This is a genomic window from Ensifer sp. R-19 (assembly GCF_049905105.1).
In the GTDB taxonomy this organism is placed as follows: domain Bacteria; phylum Pseudomonadota; class Alphaproteobacteria; order Rhizobiales; family Rhizobiaceae; genus Ensifer.
The window spans coordinates 1441318-1457807 of sequence record NZ_CP184569.1 but is presented as its reverse complement, the minus strand read 5'-3'; the positions used below and the strand labels follow the sequence as shown (position 1 = coordinate 1457807).

The window sequence follows — 16490 nt, the reverse complement described above, 5'->3', positions numbered from 1 at the left end:
ATATAAGTAGGAATTACCGATGAGCACAAAAATCGTCACTGCCGCGATGGTCGCCATCGGCGATGAACTTCTGTCGGGTCGCACCAAGGACAAGAACATCGGCCATCTCGCCGACATGATGACCATGGTGGGCATTGATCTGCGCGAAGTGCGGATCGTCGCCGATGACGAAGCCGCCATCGTCGAAGCGATCAACGCCGTACGCAGCCGCTACGATTACGTCTTCACCTCGGGCGGCATCGGCCCCACCCATGACGACATCACCGCCGACGCGATATCACGCGCCTTCGGCGTCGAGTGCGTCTACGAGCCCGAGGCGATGGCCCTGCTCGGCGCGATGTACGAGCGCCGCGGCATGGAGTTCACCGACGCCCGCAAGCGCATGGCGCGCATGCCGCTTGGCGCACGCCACATCCCGAATCCCGTCTCCACCGCGCCGGGCTTCGCGATCGGCAATGTGCATGTCATGGCCGGTGTGCCGCAGGTGTTTCAGGCCATGCTCGACGCCTTGCTGCCCGGCCTTCAGGTCGGTTCGCCCCTCCTCTCGCGCACCGTTCGCTCGCCATTCGGCGAAGGCGATATCGGCAGTCCGCTGACGGAGGTGCAGAAAAACCATCCGGAGACCAGCATCGGCTCCTACCCCAAGTTCGACGGCAAGAACTTCTCGACCGATATTGTCGTGCGTGCCCGCGATCCGCAGGCGCTGGCTGCGGCCGAAGCCGATGTGCAGGCGATGATCCAGGCAATCACCGAAGCACGCGCAAAAGCGTGACTTCCCTGTATAGCGCCCTTAGCGCGTCTTAAAGGACGCGCGGCGCTGTAGAGCCTTGCACTTTGACCGCTATTGCCGTTATTGCATGTCGGCAAATCAGGATGACGCGTTCCCGCCTGCCCGATCTGCCGGACGCTTCGTCTTTACCAAGTACAGACAAGCCGGAGCCCACTGATGTCGCTGCCCGATAAAGCCTTTCCCGTCTCCTGGGACCAGTTCCACCGTGACGCGCGCGCGCTTGCGTGGCGCCTCGCCGACAACGGCCAGGAATGGCGCGCCATGGTCTGCATCACACGCGGCGGCCTGGTTCCTGCGGCGATCATCTGCCGCGAGCTCAATATCCGCATGATCGAGACCGTCTGCATCGCGTCCTACCACGACTATGACACGCAGGGTCAGATGAAGGTGCTGAAGGGCATCGCACCCGAAATCGCCGAGAACGGCGGCGAAGGCGTGCTGATCGTCGACGACCTGACCGACACCGGCAAGACCGCCGCGGAAGTGCGCGCCATGCTGCCGAAGGCGCATTTCGCCGCCGTCTACGCCAAGCCGAAGGGCCGGCCGATGGTCGATACCTTCGTTACCGAAGTGAGCCAGGACACCTGGATCTACTTCCCCTGGGACATGGGCTTCACCTATCAGGAGCCGATCGCCAAGGGCACCCGCGGCTAAGAGCAATTCCAGGAAAAGTGTGAAACGGTTTTCCGTCCGGAATTGCGTAATTTCAAAGACTTAGATCATATCAGTGTTTCGATGAAACAATGAAATGATCTAAGAGCCGGGCAAACAGACAAAAGCGCCTCGAGCGGTCCCTCCCATGAAGTCCGGCTGCTCGAGGCGTTGCATTTCCAGCCTCACGCCAATGGCGGTATGACGCCAATCAATGTCTCGGCGGTGAGCCCCCGCCCGGCCTGGCTGCCGGCCGCGCCATGTCGCCACACGGCGGCCGCCGCTGCCTCGAAGGCCGGCATCCCTTGAGCAAGATGTGCGCCGATGATGCCGGCGAGAACGTCGCCCGAACCGGCCGTTGCCAGCCATGCTGGCGCATTGTTATTGACCACGGCCCGACCGTCCGGTGCTGCGATCACCGTGTCTGCTCCCTTGTAGACGATGACCGCATGGCTCTCGCGAGCCGCCTTCTGCGCCCTTTCGATCTTGGAGAGTGCGCCGTCGCCGGCAATTTGGGGAAAGAGTCGCGCGAATTCGCCCTCGTGCGGCGTCATGACCATCTGCCCTCCGCCCCTCGCAAGCGCGGCGAAGAGTTCCTCGCGGTTCGCCTGAAACGACGTGATCCCGTCTGCGTCGAGCACCAGCGACCGATCGCACAAAGCAAGCGCAAAGTCCCTCGCCTTCTTGCCGACACCGAAGCCGGGCCCGAGGACGAAGCTGCCCAAGCGACGATCCTGCAGCCATTTCGTCAGGTCTCGCTTACCTTCCACTTCGTTGACCATCACAGCGGTCAATTGCGACGCATTGATGCCGAGCGCAGCCTTTCCCGTTGCCACCGTGACCAGTCCGGCGCCGGCCGCGAGCCCTGCCGTGGCCGCCAGGCGCGCGGCCCCCGTTGCTTGCCGGTCGCCTGAAAAGACGACGAGGTGACCACGCCTGAACTTGTGCGTTGACGGCGCGAGATCTCCACGCCAGCCGGACCAGACCGTCGGCGAATTCAGACGCAGCGGGCCGGCCTCGGCCAGCACGATGCGCGGCGGGATTCCGATATCGAAGACGTCGAGCTTTCCGCACAGGGATCGACCGGGCAAAAGCCAGTGGCCCGGCTTCGGCGCCATGAAGGTTACCGTGTGGCGGGCTGCGAAGGCGGCGCCACGGACTTCACCGGTCCGCCCATCGATGCCGCTCGGCAGATCGACCGCGATGACCGGGAGCCCGCTCGCGTTGATCCGTTCAATGAGCTGAACGACGTCCCCCGAGAGACCGCGCGAGAGCCCGGCCCCGAACAGCGCATCGATGACGACATCGCCGGCCCGAAGTTCGATTGCGTCAAGCGACGCCGCCGTTCCCTTCCATTCCGACCGTGCGCGTGCGGCGTCGCCTTGAAGTGCCGCGGGATTGCCGAGTGTAAAAACCGCGACATCCGCCCCACTTTCCGCAAGACCGCATGCCGCGACATAACCATCGCCGCCATTGTTGCCCGGCCCGCAGAGCACGAGGAAACGGAGGGCATCCGGGAAGTGTCGCAAGGCCGCCGCGGTCACGGCCAGGCCGGCGTTGCGCATCAGTGTGAAGCTTTCGATGCCGGATTGGGCGGCCGCCTGATCGATTGCCGTCATTTCCGAGGGCGTGATCAACAAGTGCTGAAGTTCGGAGCGCATGTCGTAGACTTATCCATGCCCGACGGCGTGACGCAAGGCCTCACACCCAGCACGGATTTGCCCCAAAATTATGCATTTGCACATATTTGTTGCTCAAATAACGTGCTTCACCCTGTTGATGACTGAAAGCATCGACCGATGCCGGGCAACTTTCGATCGAAAATCATAAAAATTAGGCAGATCCCAGCCAGGAAATGGCATGGAAACCCCGCAATCCACGTCGTGGCAGTAGATTTTTTGTCGTTCTGACAGATTTTCGCAGAAAAACTGGCATGCAACGTGCATATTCAGGGCGAGCGGGCATAATCCTGCTTTAAAGGGAGAAGCGGAGAGACATTTTCTCATGAAAAAGATCGAAGCGATCATTAAGCCCTTCAAGCTCGACGAAGTGAAGGAAGCCCTTCAGGAAGTCGGCCTGCAGGGCATCACCGTCACGGAAGCCAAGGGCTTCGGGCGGCAGAAGGGTCACACGGAGCTGTATCGCGGCGCCGAATACGTGGTGGACTTCCTGCCGAAGGTTAAGGTCGAGGTCGTGCTGGCGGACGAAAACGCGGAGGCCGTCATCGAGGCAATCCGCAATGCCGCGCAAACCGGCCGCATTGGTGACGGAAAGATTTTCGTTTCCAATGTGGAAGAAGTCATCCGAATTCGCACGGGCGAAACCGGCCTCGACGCCATCTGATATCACGGGCCGTCCGGCCCGGTTCTTTTCAAACCTCGTCATCTCACACAGGGAATAACGGCAAATGACGACTGCAAGCGATATTCTGAAGCAAATCAAGGACAACGACGTCAAGTTCGTCGACCTGCGCTTTACCGATCCCAAGGGCAAGCTGCAGCACGTAACGATGGATGTGGTCTGCGTCGACGAAGACATGTTCGCCGATGGCGTCATGTTCGACGGCTCCTCGATTGGCGGCTGGAAGGCCATCAACGAGTCCGACATGGTGCTGATGCCCGATCCGGAAACAGCGCATATGGACCCGTTCTTCGCGCAGTCGACGATGGTCATCATCTGCGACATTCTCGATCCGGTTTCGGGCGAATCCTATAACCGCGACCCGCGCGGCACGGCCAAGAAGGCGGAAGCCTACCTCAAGGCATCGGGTATCGGCGACACCGTCTTCGTCGGCCCGGAAGCCGAATTCTTCGTCTTCGACGACGTCAAGTACAAGGCCGATCCGTACAACACCGGCTTCAAGCTCGACTCCTCGGAACTGCCGTCGAACGACGACACCGACTATGAGACCGGCAACCTCGGCCACCGCCCGCGCGTCAAGGGCGGCTATTTCCCGGTTCCGCCGATCGACAGCTGCCAGGACATGCGCTCGGAAATGCTGACGGTTCTGTCCGAAATGGGCGTAACGGTCGAAAAGCATCACCACGAAGTGGCCGCCGCCCAGCACGAGCTCGGCGTCAAGTTCGACGCGCTGGTGCGCAACGCCGACAAGATGCAGATCTACAAGTACGTCGTGCACCAGGTCGCCAACGCCTACGGCAAGACGGCAACCTTCATGCCGAAGCCGATCTTCGGCGACAACGGTTCGGGCATGCACGTGCATCTGTCGATCTGGAAGGACGGCAAGCCGACCTTCGCAGGCGACGAATATGCCGGCCTGTCGGAAACCTGCCTCTACTTCATCGGCGGCATCATCAAGCACGCCAAGTCGCTGAATGCCTTCACCAACCCGTCGACGAACTCCTACAAGCGTCTCGTCCCGGGCTACGAAGCACCGGTTCTGCTCGCCTATTCGGCACGCAACCGCTCGGCTTCCTGCCGCATTCCGTTCGGCACGAACCCGAAGGCCAAGCGCGTTGAAGTCCGCTTCCCGGACCCGACCGCGAACCCCTACCTCGCCTTCGCAGCCATGCTGATGGCCGGCCTCGACGGCATCAAGAACAAGCTGCATCCGGGCAAGGCCATGGACAAGGACCTCTACGACCTGCCGCCGAAGGAGCTGAAGAAGATCCCGACGGTTTGCGGCTCGCTGCGCGAAGCGCTCGAAAGCCTCGACAAGGACCGCAAGTACCTGACGGCCGGCGGCGTGTTCGACGACGACCAGATCGACTCCTTCATCGAACTGAAGATGCAGGAAGTGATGCGCTTCGAAATGACGCCGCATCCGGTCGAGTACGACATGTACTACTCGGTCTAAGACCATGCAGGCCGGCAGCAACACCGCTTCCAGCTAAGCACCCCATGCAGAAGGCCGGCGCCTCGATCGAGGTCGCCGGCCTTTCTTTTTCGGCTGATGCTCGCGCTCTTGGAAACGCCGCACCTTGTGGTGGGCGGCACGCTTTGCCGAATTGTGTGATATTATGTTGACGGCAACTTGTGCGCGTCTATCCGGACAGCTAGCGCAATTGCCCAACGCGGGGCGGAAGGGAGATCCCTATTGATGTTTTGGGTTCGCCAACCCAGATAATCTCCTGAAAGGATGTGTTGCGTCATGAAACAAAGAAACGCCAAATTCGAGATCGGACAGGTGGTTCGCCATCGGATTTTCCCGTTCCGAGGCGTCATTTTCGACGTCGATCCGGAATACGCCAACACCGAGGAATGGTGGAACGCCATTCCGCAGGAGATCCGCCCGAGCAAGGATCAACCCTTCTACCATCTGTTCGCCGAAAACGACGACAGCGAGTATGTCGCCTACGTTTCCGAGCAGAACCTGGAGTTCGACGACAGCGACCGGCCGATGCGCCACGCCCAAGTCGATGCCCTGTTCGACAAGGACGGCGTCGGCCACTACAGGCCCAAGGCGGCTTTCCGTCACTAGGGCTTTTCGCCCCGGACAAATAAAAACGCCCGGACGCTAAGTCCGGGCGTTTCTTTTTGGGAATAGCGAGAGATCGCTTAGTTCTTCTTGGCAGCCTTCTGGGCTTCTTCGAGCTTCTTGCGGGCGTCTTCCGCCTTCTTCTGCATTTCTTCCTGCAGAAGGCGCTGACGCTCTTCGAGCTGCGACTGCTCGATCGGCTCGCCGTCGAAAATACCGGTGAAGCCCGTGAGGGCCATCTTGATCGGGTTCGGAGCGCGCTGGAAGTTGACCGAGGTGAAGACCACCTCGTTGCCCTTCTTCAGGCTGGCGATCAGCTGGTCGGACAGCGGCGCTTCGGCGACGCACTTGTCCGGCATGCAGATTGCGTAGTCGAGCTTCACCGGCTTGCCGCCGTCGATCTGCATCTGGACGCCCGTCGGGATGAGGCGTGCGGACGGTACGGAAACCTGCAGGACCTTACGGTTGACCTTGCCGCTTACGGTGATGAGGCCGACGGCGGTCACGAGCTGGCCGTTGTTGGCGGTCAGGAGGTTCTGAACGATGCAGACGTCATTGTCTTCCTGCTTGGTGCAGATCTTGAACCAGCCCTGCGGCGGCTTGCCACCCGCCTGCTGGGCGGATGCAACACTCGGTACGCCCGCAGCAGCTACAGAGAGCGCCAGCGCTGCCATAGCCGAGCGTTTGGTAAAATTCGACTTGAAGATCATTGTGATTCCGTCTCCTGAAATCCGGTAACGGAACAGTTCGTTCCGCAGGTGAGTATCGTCAGCCGCCGTTGTCCTGTTGGCCAAATAAGGCAAATGCATGACCCCGTTTCCGGAAACACCTGTTACATTGGCTCGCTTCGATTATCCAGTGTTTCCTGTCATTTTTTGACTTGCTACTGGGCGGAATTTGGGCGGCTGATCGGTTGGCTTCATCGGTCTCCATTGGTAACGTTCAGGGAATCGGCCTGTTGATACCCCTTCACGGGAGGTGACTTTGCGTGCATTTCTTTCCGGTCTGGCCCTGCTCATGACCGTCACTTCGTTCGGCAATGGTGCGGTAGCCGCGCCCGTGCATGCCATTGCCATGCACGGCGAGCCGGCGCTGCCAGCCGATTTCAAGAACTTCCCCTACGTCAATCCGAACGTGAAAAAGGGCGGGAAGATCGCCTACGGCGTCGTCGGCAGCTTCGACAGCCTCAATCCCTTCATTCTGAAAAGCATGCGCACGACAGCGCGCGGCATGTGGGATCCGGAATACGGCAACCTCGTCTACGAATCGCTGATGCAGCGCTCGCGCGACGAAGCCTTCACCATGTACGGCCTGCTCGCCGAATCGGTTGAATGGGATGACGACCGGACCTTCATCCAGTTCAACCTCAACCCCAATGCCCGCTGGGCCGATGGGCAGCCGGTCACCGCTGAAGACGTGATCTTCAGCTTCGAACTGATGCGCGACAAGGGACGTGTCCCCTTCAGCAACCGCCTGACCAAGGTGGCGAAGATGGAGAAGGTCGGTGACCGCAGCGTACGCTTCACCTTCACCGAAGAAGCCGACCGCGAGCTTCCGCTGCTGCTCGGCCTCTCGCCGGTCCTGCCGAAACACGCCATCGACGTTGCAAGCTTCGACCAGACGAGCTTGAAACCGCCGCTCGGCTCCGGCCCCTATCGTGTCACTGAAGTGAAGCCCGGCGAACGCATCGTCTACAAGAGAAACCCGGACTACTGGGCGAAGGACCTGCCGTCGAAGGTCGGCCAGGATAATTACGACGAAATCTCGGTCGAATACTTCCTCCAGGAAAATTCGCTGTTCGAGGCGTTCAAGAAGGGCGAGATCGACATCTATCCGGAAGGCAGCGCCACCAAGTGGGCACGCGGCTACGATTTCCCGGCGGTCCGCTCCGGCGACGTCGTCAAAGAGACCTTCAAGCCGAAAACGCCCTCGGGCATGCTCGGCATTGTGTTCAATACCCGCAAGCCGATGTTCGACAATCTCAAGCTCCGCCAGGGTCTGGCGCTGGTGTTCGACTTCGAGTGGGTCAACAAGAACCTCTTCGATGGTGCCTACACGCGCACCCAGAGCTATTGGCAGAACTCGACGCTGAGTTTCCTCGGCGCACCGGCAGACGACCGCGAACTCGGCCTCATCGGCGATGCGCGCGATCGCATCAATCCGGCAATCCTCGATGGCACCTACCGGCTGCCGGTGACCGACGCCTCCGGGCGCGATCGCAACGTGCTGCGCGTCGCCGTCTCGCTGATGCGAGAGGCGGGCTTCCAGATCAAGGACGGCAAGATGGTGGACGCCAAGGGCGCGCCGCTCGCCTTCGAGATCATGAGCCAGAACGCGGGCCAGGAAAAGATCGCCCTCGCCTACCAGCGCTTCCTCGCGCCGCTGGGCATCCAGGTGTCGGTGCGCACCGTCGACGATTCGCAATACCAGCAGCGCAGTCAGTCCTTCGACTATGACGTGATCATCAAGTCCTTCCCGTCGACGTTGTCACCCGGCATCGAACAGGCCGGGCGCTGGTCCTCCCAGGCCAGGGATCGGCAGGGCAGCGACAACTTTGCCGGCGTTGCCGACAAGGATGTCGACCGCATGATCAACAACATTCTCCAGGCCCGCACGACCGAGGATTTCACGGCTGCCGTGCGCGCCCACGACCGGCTGCTGATCAACAATTCCTACCTGGTTCCGCTCTATCATCTGGACGCACAGTGGGTGGCCCGACGCAAGCACATCGGCCGCCCCGATGTGTTGCCGCTTTATGGCTATCAGCTTCCGGCCTGGTGGGATCAAAACGCCCAATAGAGGGTTGGTTCCCTTTTGGTAACGCATTGAAAGCCGGATAAAACCGGCTTATCTCGCCGACATACCAAAACAAGGAAAGGCACCCGCACCATGCAAACCGTCAGCATCGATATCGTCTCGGACGTCGTCTGCCCCTGGTGCTATCTGGGCAAGGCAAGGCTGGATCAGGCGATCACCAACGTCCCCGACGTGCTCGTCACCGTCAACTGGCGTCCCTATCAGCTCAATCCCGACCTGCCGCCGGAAGGCGTCGACCACAAGCAGCACCTGGCGGCAAAGCTCGGTGGCCAGGCGGCGGTCGATCGCGCCCATGATATGCTGCGCGAACTCGGAAACGCCGAGGGCATCGCCTTCGACTTTGACGCCGTGAAGATCAGCCCGAACACGCTCGACGCGCATCGGCTCGTCCGCTGGGCTGCAACCAACGGCGAGGCAGCGCAGACGGCCGTCGTCGGCATGCTGTTCAAGGCGAATTTCGAGGAAGGCCGCAATGTCGGCGATCACGCCGTGCTTCTGGATATCGCCGAGAAGGCCGGTCTCGACCGTCCCGTCATCGCGGCGTTGCTGACCTCCGACGCCGATAAGGACGCGGTCAAGGAAGAGGTCGGTTTGGCCCGCGAGATGGGCGTGACCGGTGTCCCCTGCTTCATCCTCGAAGGGCAATATGCCGTGATGGGAGCGCAATCCGTCGACGTGTTGACGAATGCGCTGCGCGAAATCGCCGAGATGAAGGCAAGCGGCAAGCCGAACTGAGCCGCCGCGAACGCTGACGCTGCCGCATCACGCGGCAGCGCGATGCCTGCATAGGCTATTTCGCCAACCCTGCGAGCTGCGTCATCACCATCGCAGCGCCCGAAAGACGCTTCTCCGGCGTTGCCAGTTCCCTTTGGAAGAAGATGCTGTGGTCCGGCCGGATCTTCACAAGCGTACCCTGCTTGGCGATGTAACCGACGAGCGCGGCCGGGTTCGGGAATTCCTTGTTGCGGAACTGCACCACGACACCCTTCGGCCCGGCATCGAGCTTCTCGACATTCGCCGTACGGCACAGCGACTTGATGTAGACGATCTTCAAGAGGTGCTGGACCTCGATCGGCAACGGGCCGAAGCGGTCGATCATTTCGGCGCCGAAGCCGTCGATCTCCTTGAGATCCGTCAGTTCCCCGAGGCGGCGATAGAGACCGAGCCTCAGATGCAGATCCGGCACGTAGTGTTCGGGGATCATGACCGGGGTTCCGACCGAGATCTGCGGCGACCAACCGGTATCGTGGATTTCTTCTTCACCCTTGAGCTCGGCGACCGCCTCTTCCAGCATCTGCTGGTAAAGCTCGAAGCCGACCTCCTTGATATGGCCCGACTGTTCCTCGCCGAGCAGGTTGCCGGCGCCGCGAATATCGAGGTCGTGGCTCGCCAGCTGGAAGCCGGCACCGAGCGTGTCGAGCGACTGCAGCACCTTCAGCCGTCGTTCGGCAGGTCCCGTCAGCGTCTTGTTTACCGGAAGCGTGAAAAGCGCGAAGGCACGCACCTTCGAGCGGCCGACACGACCGCGCAGCTGGTAGAGCTGCGCAAGTCCGAACATGTCGGCGCGGTGCACGATCAGCGTATTGGCCGTCGGCACGTCGAGACCGGATTCGACGATCGTCGTCGAAAGCAGCACATCGTAACGCCCATCGTAGAAGGCGTTCATGATGTCTTCGAGCTCGGTTGCCGGCATCTGGCCGTGAGCAACCGCTACCTTCAATTCCGGAACGTCCGATTTCAGGAAGTCGTGGATCTCCGAGAGGTCACTCAGGCGCGGGCAGACATAGAAGCTCTGGCCGCCGCGATAATGCTCGCGCATCAGCGTTTCGCGAATCACCAGCGCGTCGAAGGGTGAGATGAAGGTGCGCACCGCCATGCGGTCGACCGGCGGCGTGGTGATCAGCGACAATTCGCGAACGCCGGTCAGCGCCAGCTGAAGCGTGCGCGGGATCGGCGTTGCCGAAAGCGTCAGCACGTGGACATCCGACTTCAGCTCCTTCAGCCGCTCCTTGTGCTTGACGCCAAAGTGCTGCTCTTCGTCGATGATCAGAAGGCCGAGATTGGCGAAATTGACCGACGTGCCAAGCAGCGCGTGGGTGCCGACGACGACGTCGGTCTTTCCGTCCGCCACCTCCTTCTTGGTCAACGCCAATTCCTTCGATCCAACGAGGCGGGATGCCTGCTGGATGCGGATCGGCAGACCGCGGAAACGCTCGGAGAAGGTCTTGAAATGCTGGCGCGCCAGCAGCGTCGTCGGCACGACGACGGCGACCTGTACGCCGTTCATGGCCGCGATGAAGGCGGCACGCAGTGCAACTTCCGTCTTGCCGAAGCCGACGTCGCCGCAGACGAGGCGGTCCATCGGGCGGCCGCTGCCGAGATCGTCGCGCACGGCCTCGATCGAGTTCAGCTGGTCCTCGGTCTCATCATAGGGGAAGCGCGCGGCGAATTCGTCATAGACGCCATCCTGCGCGGCAAGAACCGGTGCCCGACGCGTGTGGCGTTCGGCGGCGATACGGATGAGACCGCCTGCCATGTCCAGCAGGCGCTTCTTGAGCTTGGCCTTGCGTGCCTGCCAGGCGACGCCACCAAGCTTGTCGAGGATCGCATCGGTCCCTTCTGCTCCATAGCGCGACAGAAGCTCGATGTTTTCGACCGGCAGGAACAGCTTGGCATTGTCGGCATAGACGAGCTCGAGGCAATCATGCGGTGCGCCGACGGCTTCGATGGTGCGCAAGCCGACAAACCGGCCAATGCCGTGTTCGGCATGCACGACGTAGCTGCCCTCGTCGAGGCCCGCGACTTCGGCGATGAAGTCGGCCCCGCGCTTGCGGCGCCTCGAACGGCGTACCATGCGGTCGCCCAGGATATCCTGTTCGCCGATGATCACGAGATCGCCGGTCTCGAAGCCGGCCTCGATGCTGAGGACGGTCGATCCCGCCTCGCCCGGCTTCAGGCTCTTGACCTCGGCCAGCGCCTTGATCGGCTTGATGTTGCCGAGTCCGTGCTCGGCAAGCACCTGCAACAGGCGGTCCAGCGATCCCTCGCTCCAGCCCGAAATGACCACCTTGGCGCCCTTCGAGCGCCGCTCGGCGATGTACTTGACCGCCTGGTCGAAGACGTTGACGCGCTCGCTATCGGTCTCGCCCTCGCCGGCCGACTTGGCCCAGCGCATGCCCTGGCGCGCGTCGACCGATATCACCTGCCGGGCTTCGCCTTCATACTCGTTGAAAGGCGACAGACGAATAGCGTCGCGCGAGGTCAGTGCAGCATTGAAGCCCTGCGAATTCAGATAGAGCAGTTCCGGCGGAACCGGCTTATAGGGCGTGCCCTGGGTCGTCTGCGATTTGCCGGGAGAGGCCGATGCCAGACGGGCATCGTAATAGTCGAGAATGAGCTTCGAGCGTTCGGCCGCAGCTTCACGCGCCAGATGATCGGTGACGATGCGGAAACCATGGAGATAGTCGAAGACCGTCTCCAGCCCGTCATAAAAGAGCGGCAGCCAGTGCTCCATGCCGGCATAACGCCGCCCTTCGGATACGGCCTGGTAGAGCGCATCGTCGCGGGTGGTCGCGCCGAAAAGCGACAGATACTGCTTGCGGAAATGGCTGATCGTCTCCGGCGTCAGCGACACCTCGCTCATCGGGTTGAGATCGAGAGAGCGGACCTGGCCGGTCGTGCGCTGGCTTGCGGGATCGAAGGAGCGGATGGTCTCCAACGTATCGCCGAAGAAGTCGAGGCGCAAAGGTTCGCCGCTGCCGGGCACGAAGACATCGAGGATGCCGCCGCGCACGGCATATTCGCCAACCTCACGCACCGTCGCGACGCGCTCGAAACCATTGCGCTCGAGCCGCATCGCGATGTCATCCATGCGCACCTGGTTGCCCGGGCGGGCCGAAAACGCCAGACTCTCGATCACATTCTGCGGCGAGATCTTCTGCAGGGCAGCGTTGATCGTCACCAGCACGATCGCTGCATGCGGTTTCTTCTTGTGCGCGATGAGCGCACTGAGCGCCGCGAGACGCCGCGCTGACGTGTCGGCGCTTGGCGACACGCGGTCATAGGGAAGGCAGTCCCAGCCCGGCAGCGTCAATACCGGGATATCGGGTGCCACGAAGCCGAGAACCTGCTCAAGATCCGCGATCCGTTGACCATCCGAGAGAATATAGGCGACCGGCTGGCCCGCCCGCGCGAACTCGGCGAGAACCAGTGCCTCGGCGCCTGATGGAACCGGGCCGATCGTGATCTCTCGTTGTGCTTCGACAATCTTCTTCGGATCAAGGCCAACCAGCATCATCGCTCTATTTCATCCCTTCGGGAAGCTTGTCGAAATCCGGACGATAGGCGGCAATGCGCTCGAACATCGGCGTCTGATAGCGAACGGGCAGAGGTTGTTCACCGGTGATCCACCTGACGAGATCATTGTCCTCTTCGCGCATGATCGTCTCGAGTTCATCGAGCTCCACTTCGGAAAGCACCGAAAGCTCGGCCTCTGCAAACTGCCCGAGGATCAGGTCCATCTCGCGGATGCCGCGATGCCAGGCGCGGAACAGGATCCGCCGTCGCCGCGGATCGAGATCGGCGCTGGTGCGTGAGATGCCAGTCATGGAAATTCCTTCCTGCCGCCCGCTACCGCGCCGCGCGTCTTCCAAGGCGCACGAAAGTCGCTGTAGCACTTTAGATTGCTGCATGTTTTTGTCCCTAAACCGGATTGGATTTAGGGAGAAAGGAAACATGCAGGAGAGCGCCGCGCATTCGGACGAACACGCGAGGGACGCTCCAGCGCTTTGATTCCAGAGCACCTTGTCGCCTTCAGTGATACCACTTGAAAGCGGGACGCTCTAGGCTACGGTTTGTCGTCAATGGGCTCTATAAACTCTGAATTGGTGATTGTCAGCCTTGCCAAAGCCCGATTTATCATCGCAATTTCATCACCATGCGTCCCGCCCTGCTCGACCCGCTCTTCTCACCGCTCGACACGCTTCCCGGCATCGGCCCGAAGATCGGCGAGCTCTATGCCAAGCTGCTCGGCCGCGAAACGATCGAGGATTGCCGTGTCGTCGATCTTGTCTTCCATGCGCCGCATTCGCTGATCGACCGTCGCCAGCAGCCCGGCATTGCCCATGCGCCGCAAGGGGTAATCGTCACCATTACCGGCCGGGTCGATCGCCATCAGCCACCGCCGCGCGGCAAACCAAACCTGCCCTACCGCGTCTTCCTGCATGACGAAACCGGCGAACTGGCGCTCACCTACTTCCGGGTCAAAGGCAATTGGCTGGAGAAATCGCTGCCGGTGGATGAGACGGTGATCGTCAGCGGCAAGGTCGACTGGTTCAACGGCCGGCCTTCGATGGTCCATCCAGACTACGCGGTCCGCGCAAGCGAGGCGGAAAACCTGCCGCTGGTCGAACCGGTCTATGGTCTGACCGCCGGACTTTCGCCCCGGACCTTGCGCAAGTCGATCGAGGCGGCTGTCGCCCGCGTCCCGGAAATGCCGGAATGGGTGGACGATGCGCTGCTCACCAAGCAGGGCTTCGCCAGTGCGGCCGAGAGTTTCCGAGCGCTGCATGATCCCCGGGATGCAACGGATATCGATCCCCAGGCACCCGCGCGCCGCCGCCTGGCCTATGACGAATTTCTTGCCGGGCAACTGTCATTGGCACTGGTCCGGCAACGTCTGCGCAAGGTCGCAGGCATTCCGGTCCATGCTACCGGCGCGCTCTCCCGCCCGGTCATCGACGCCCTTCCCTTTTCGCTGACGGCGAGCCAGTCCACGGCTATTGCCGACATCCTCAAGGATATGGCAGGCACCGAACGCATGCTGCGGCTGCTGCAGGGCGACGTCGGCTCCGGCAAGACGATGGTGGCGCTGATGGCGATGCTCGCAGCGGTCGAATCCGGCGGCCAGGCCGTGCTGATGGCACCGACGGAAATCCTCGCCCGGCAACACCATGCGACCCTTGCCAGGATGGCCGCCCCGGCCGGCATCACGATTGACGTCCTGACTGGCCGCACCAAGGGCAAGGAACGCGATGCAATCCTTGATCGCATCGCATCCGGCGAGACGCGGATGGTGATCGGTACGCACGCACTTTTCCAGGATACGGTGAACTATAGAGAATTGACGCTGGCGGTGGTGGACGAGCAGCATCGTTTCGGCGTTCACCAGCGCCTGCGCCTGACCGCCAAGGGAATCTCGCCGCATATGCTCGTCATGACGGCAACACCGATCCCGCGTACGCTGGTGCTCGCGGCCTTCGGCGACATGGATGTCTCGAAGCTGACTGAGAAGCCTGCCGGGCGGAAGCCGATCCAGACCGTGACGATTCCGACGGAGCGTACCGGCGATATCGTCGAACGGCTGGATGCAGCGCTTCGCGAAGGCAAAAAGGCCTATTGGATCTGCCCGCTTGTCGAGGAGTCGGAAGCAGTCGACGTCATGTCGGCGGAAGAGAGGTACGAAGGCCTCGCCAAACGCTTCGGCAACACCGTCGGCCTCGTACACGGTCGCATGAATGGGGCGGAGAAAGATGCAGTCATGCTCGCCTTCAAGAATGGCGAGATCCGCTTGCTGGTCGCCACCACCGTCGTGGAAGTCGGCGTCGACGTGCCCGATGCGACGATCATGGTGATCGAACATGCGGAACGCTTCGGCCTTGCCCAGCTTCATCAATTGCGCGGCCGCGTTGGCCGGGGCGATGAGGCTTCGACCTGCATCCTGCTCTACAAGGGACCGCTCAGCGAAAATGGCCGATCACGGCTCTCGATCCTGCGCGACAGCGAGGACGGCTTCCTGATCGCCGAGGAAGACTTGAAGCTGCGCGGCGAAGGCGAGTTGCTCGGCACGCGCCAGTCGGGCACGCCGGGCTTCCGCATCGCCAGCCTGGAAGCCCATGGCGACCTGTTGGAAATCGCGCGGAAGGACGCCGCCTATGTGATCGAGCGCGACCCAGATCTGACGTCGGAACGCGGTGAAGCACTCCGGACGCTGCTCTATCTCTACCGACGCGACGAGGCGATCCGCTTCCTGCGCGCCGGCTAGAGGCGAGAAAGCGTGAGCCGGTTTCCGTCCCGAAGTGTGCCTCGATGTCAGGCGGTTTTCTGCTGGCTGATCTTCAGCGGCGCGTTGGCGAGCGGCTTGTAGTCGGGCGTCACCAAGCCGCCGGAAATCAGCAGCTTGGCTGCATCTTCCGCGCTCATCTCAAGCGGTATGATCTTGTCGCGCGCAACAAACAGCAGAAAGCCGGCAGTGGGGATCGGAGTCGGTGGCAGGAACACCGCCACCATGTCCATGCCACGATCGTCGAACTTGGATGCGATCTCGCCTTTAACGTCGGTCGCAATGAACACGAGCGACCAGAGGCCGGGGCTCGGATACTCGATCAGCCCTGCCTTCTTGAAGGACGACGACTGTTCCTGCAGCACCGTCTGGAAGATCTGTTTCGTTGCCTTGTAGATCGTACGGACGAGCGGCGTTCGATTGACCAGGGACTCGGCGAAATTGACGATCGACCGACCGACGAGGTTTGCGGTCATGAAGCCGACGAACGTGATCACGAAAATGGCAACGAGCAACCCGAAGCCGGGAATGGCTACGGGCGAATAGGTGTCCGGATTGTAGAAGTTCGGCAGATACGGCTTCACCCACCCATCGGCCCAATCGATGAACGTGCGCACGAGCCAAACGGTGATCGCCACCGGTGCGCAGACGATCAGGCCGGTCAGGAAATAGTTGCGCAGCCGGGTGCCGATATAGCCGCGTTTTGAGTGTTCCGTCATGCTTCTTCCGTCTTA

Annotated in this window: 13 protein-coding genes; 8 read left to right on the top strand and 5 right to left on the bottom strand. The window is 61.4% G+C overall.

Going from position 1 to position 16490, the window contains the following annotated elements:
- The first annotated feature begins 19 nt into the window (after positions 1-19).
- Together ACN9MO_RS07140 and gpt are read left to right on the top strand one after the other, a co-directional pair.
- The gene (locus tag ACN9MO_RS07140) at positions 20-772 is read left to right on the top strand and encodes a competence/damage-inducible protein A (protein ID WP_057255952.1); all 753 of its coding nucleotides are present in this window, start codon (positions 20-22) and stop codon (positions 770-772) included.
- 174 nt (positions 773-946) lie between these two features.
- The gene (gene gpt / locus ACN9MO_RS07135) at positions 947-1444 is read left to right on the top strand and encodes a xanthine phosphoribosyltransferase (protein WP_057255950.1); all 498 of its coding nucleotides are present in this window, start codon (positions 947-949) and stop codon (positions 1442-1444) included.
- A gap of 182 nt (positions 1445-1626) precedes the next feature.
- Here gpt and ACN9MO_RS07130 read toward each other — a convergent pair whose 3' ends face one another.
- The gene (locus ACN9MO_RS07130) at positions 1627-3102 is read right to left on the bottom strand and encodes an NAD(P)H-hydrate dehydratase (RefSeq protein WP_112996228.1); all 1476 of its coding nucleotides are present in this window, start codon (positions 3100-3102) and stop codon (positions 1627-1629) included.
- 343 nt (positions 3103-3445) lie between these two features.
- Here ACN9MO_RS07130 and ACN9MO_RS07125 point away from each other — a divergent pair, with 343 nt between their 5' ends.
- From ACN9MO_RS07125 to hspQ, 3 genes are all read left to right on the top strand, one after another.
- Complete coding sequence (locus tag ACN9MO_RS07125) at positions 3446-3784, top strand: P-II family nitrogen regulator (protein WP_003528058.1); 339 nt, start codon at positions 3446-3448, stop codon at positions 3782-3784.
- A 64-nt stretch (positions 3785-3848) separates the two neighbouring features.
- Positions 3849-5258 (top strand): type I glutamate--ammonia ligase, encoded by a 1410-nt coding sequence (glnA, locus tag ACN9MO_RS07120; RefSeq protein WP_057255946.1) that lies wholly within the window; start codon positions 3849-3851, stop codon positions 5256-5258.
- 294 nt (positions 5259-5552) lie between these two features.
- Complete coding sequence (hspQ, locus tag ACN9MO_RS07115) at positions 5553-5882, top strand: heat shock protein HspQ (protein WP_057255944.1); 330 nt, start codon at positions 5553-5555, stop codon at positions 5880-5882.
- A gap of 77 nt (positions 5883-5959) precedes the next feature.
- On the opposite strand, the gene ACN9MO_RS07110 is transcribed toward hspQ, so the two are convergent.
- On the bottom strand, positions 5960-6589 hold the full coding sequence (locus tag ACN9MO_RS07110) for an invasion associated locus B family protein (protein ID WP_057255942.1): 630 nt from the start codon (positions 6587-6589) through the stop codon (positions 5960-5962).
- Between the two features lie 307 nt (positions 6590-6896).
- Here ACN9MO_RS07110 and ACN9MO_RS07105 point away from each other — a divergent pair, with 307 nt between their 5' ends.
- Positions 6897-8678 (top strand): extracellular solute-binding protein, encoded by a 1782-nt coding sequence (locus ACN9MO_RS07105; protein WP_057256086.1) that lies wholly within the window; start codon positions 6897-6899, stop codon positions 8676-8678.
- A 90-nt stretch (positions 8679-8768) separates the two neighbouring features.
- Entirely contained in the window at positions 8769-9431 is a 663-nt protein-coding gene (locus ACN9MO_RS07100; protein WP_112996229.1) for a DsbA family oxidoreductase, read from the top strand.
- A 55-nt stretch (positions 9432-9486) separates the two neighbouring features.
- On the opposite strand, the gene mfd is transcribed toward ACN9MO_RS07100, so the two are convergent.
- Together mfd and ACN9MO_RS07090 are read right to left on the bottom strand one after the other, a co-directional pair.
- Entirely contained in the window at positions 9487-12990 is a 3504-nt protein-coding gene (mfd, locus tag ACN9MO_RS07095) for a transcription-repair coupling factor (RefSeq protein WP_113133175.1), read from the bottom strand.
- A 7-nt stretch (positions 12991-12997) separates the two neighbouring features.
- Positions 12998-13303, bottom strand: a complete 306-nt coding sequence (locus ACN9MO_RS07090) for a succinate dehydrogenase assembly factor 2 (protein WP_057255936.1) — start codon at positions 13301-13303, stop codon at positions 12998-13000.
- Between the two features lie 329 nt (positions 13304-13632).
- On the opposite strand from ACN9MO_RS07090, the gene recG reads away from it, so the two are divergent.
- Positions 13633-15738, top strand: a complete 2106-nt coding sequence (gene recG / locus ACN9MO_RS07085) for an ATP-dependent DNA helicase RecG (RefSeq protein WP_057255934.1) — start codon at positions 13633-13635, stop codon at positions 15736-15738.
- Between the two features lie 47 nt (positions 15739-15785).
- Here the strand turns inward: recG and ACN9MO_RS07080 are convergent, their stop codons facing one another.
- A complete protein-coding gene (locus tag ACN9MO_RS07080) occupies positions 15786-16475 on the bottom strand; it encodes a DUF502 domain-containing protein (protein WP_057255931.1) in 690 nt (229 codons plus the stop codon).
- Positions 16476-16490 lie beyond the last annotated feature (15 nt).

What these genes read in the sequence shown, in the direction of transcription:
- ACN9MO_RS07105 (WP_057256086.1), top strand. Translation starts at nt 6,897, where the DNA reads ATGACCGTCACTTCGTTCGGCAATGGTGCGGTAGCCGCGCCCGTGCAT.
- recG (WP_057255934.1), top strand. Translation starts at nt 13,633, where the DNA reads ATGCGTCCCGCCCTGCTCGACCCGCTCTTCTCACCGCTCGACACGCTT.
- ACN9MO_RS07110 (WP_057255942.1), bottom strand. Translation starts at nt 6,589, where the DNA reads ATGATCTTCAAGTCGAATTTTACCAAACGCTCGGCTATGGCAGCGCTG.
- gpt (WP_057255950.1), top strand. Translation starts at nt 947, where the DNA reads ATGTCGCTGCCCGATAAAGCCTTTCCCGTCTCCTGGGACCAGTTCCAC.
- ACN9MO_RS07080 (WP_057255931.1), bottom strand. Translation starts at nt 16,475, where the DNA reads ATGACGGAACACTCAAAACGCGGCTATATCGGCACCCGGCTGCGCAAC.
- ACN9MO_RS07090 (WP_057255936.1), bottom strand. Translation starts at nt 13,303, where the DNA reads ATGACTGGCATCTCACGCACCAGCGCCGATCTCGATCCGCGGCGACGG.
- ACN9MO_RS07125 (WP_003528058.1), top strand. Translation starts at nt 3,446, where the DNA reads ATGAAAAAGATCGAAGCGATCATTAAGCCCTTCAAGCTCGACGAAGTG.
- hspQ (WP_057255944.1), top strand. Translation starts at nt 5,553, where the DNA reads ATGAAACAAAGAAACGCCAAATTCGAGATCGGACAGGTGGTTCGCCAT.
- glnA (WP_057255946.1), top strand. Translation starts at nt 3,849, where the DNA reads ATGACGACTGCAAGCGATATTCTGAAGCAAATCAAGGACAACGACGTC.
- ACN9MO_RS07140 (WP_057255952.1), top strand. Translation starts at nt 20, where the DNA reads ATGAGCACAAAAATCGTCACTGCCGCGATGGTCGCCATCGGCGATGAA.
- mfd (WP_113133175.1), bottom strand. Translation starts at nt 12,990, where the DNA reads ATGCTGGTTGGCCTTGATCCGAAGAAGATTGTCGAAGCACAACGAGAG.
- ACN9MO_RS07100 (WP_112996229.1), top strand. Translation starts at nt 8,769, where the DNA reads ATGCAAACCGTCAGCATCGATATCGTCTCGGACGTCGTCTGCCCCTGG.
- ACN9MO_RS07130 (WP_112996228.1), bottom strand. Translation starts at nt 3,102, where the DNA reads ATGCGCTCCGAACTTCAGCACTTGTTGATCACGCCCTCGGAAATGACG.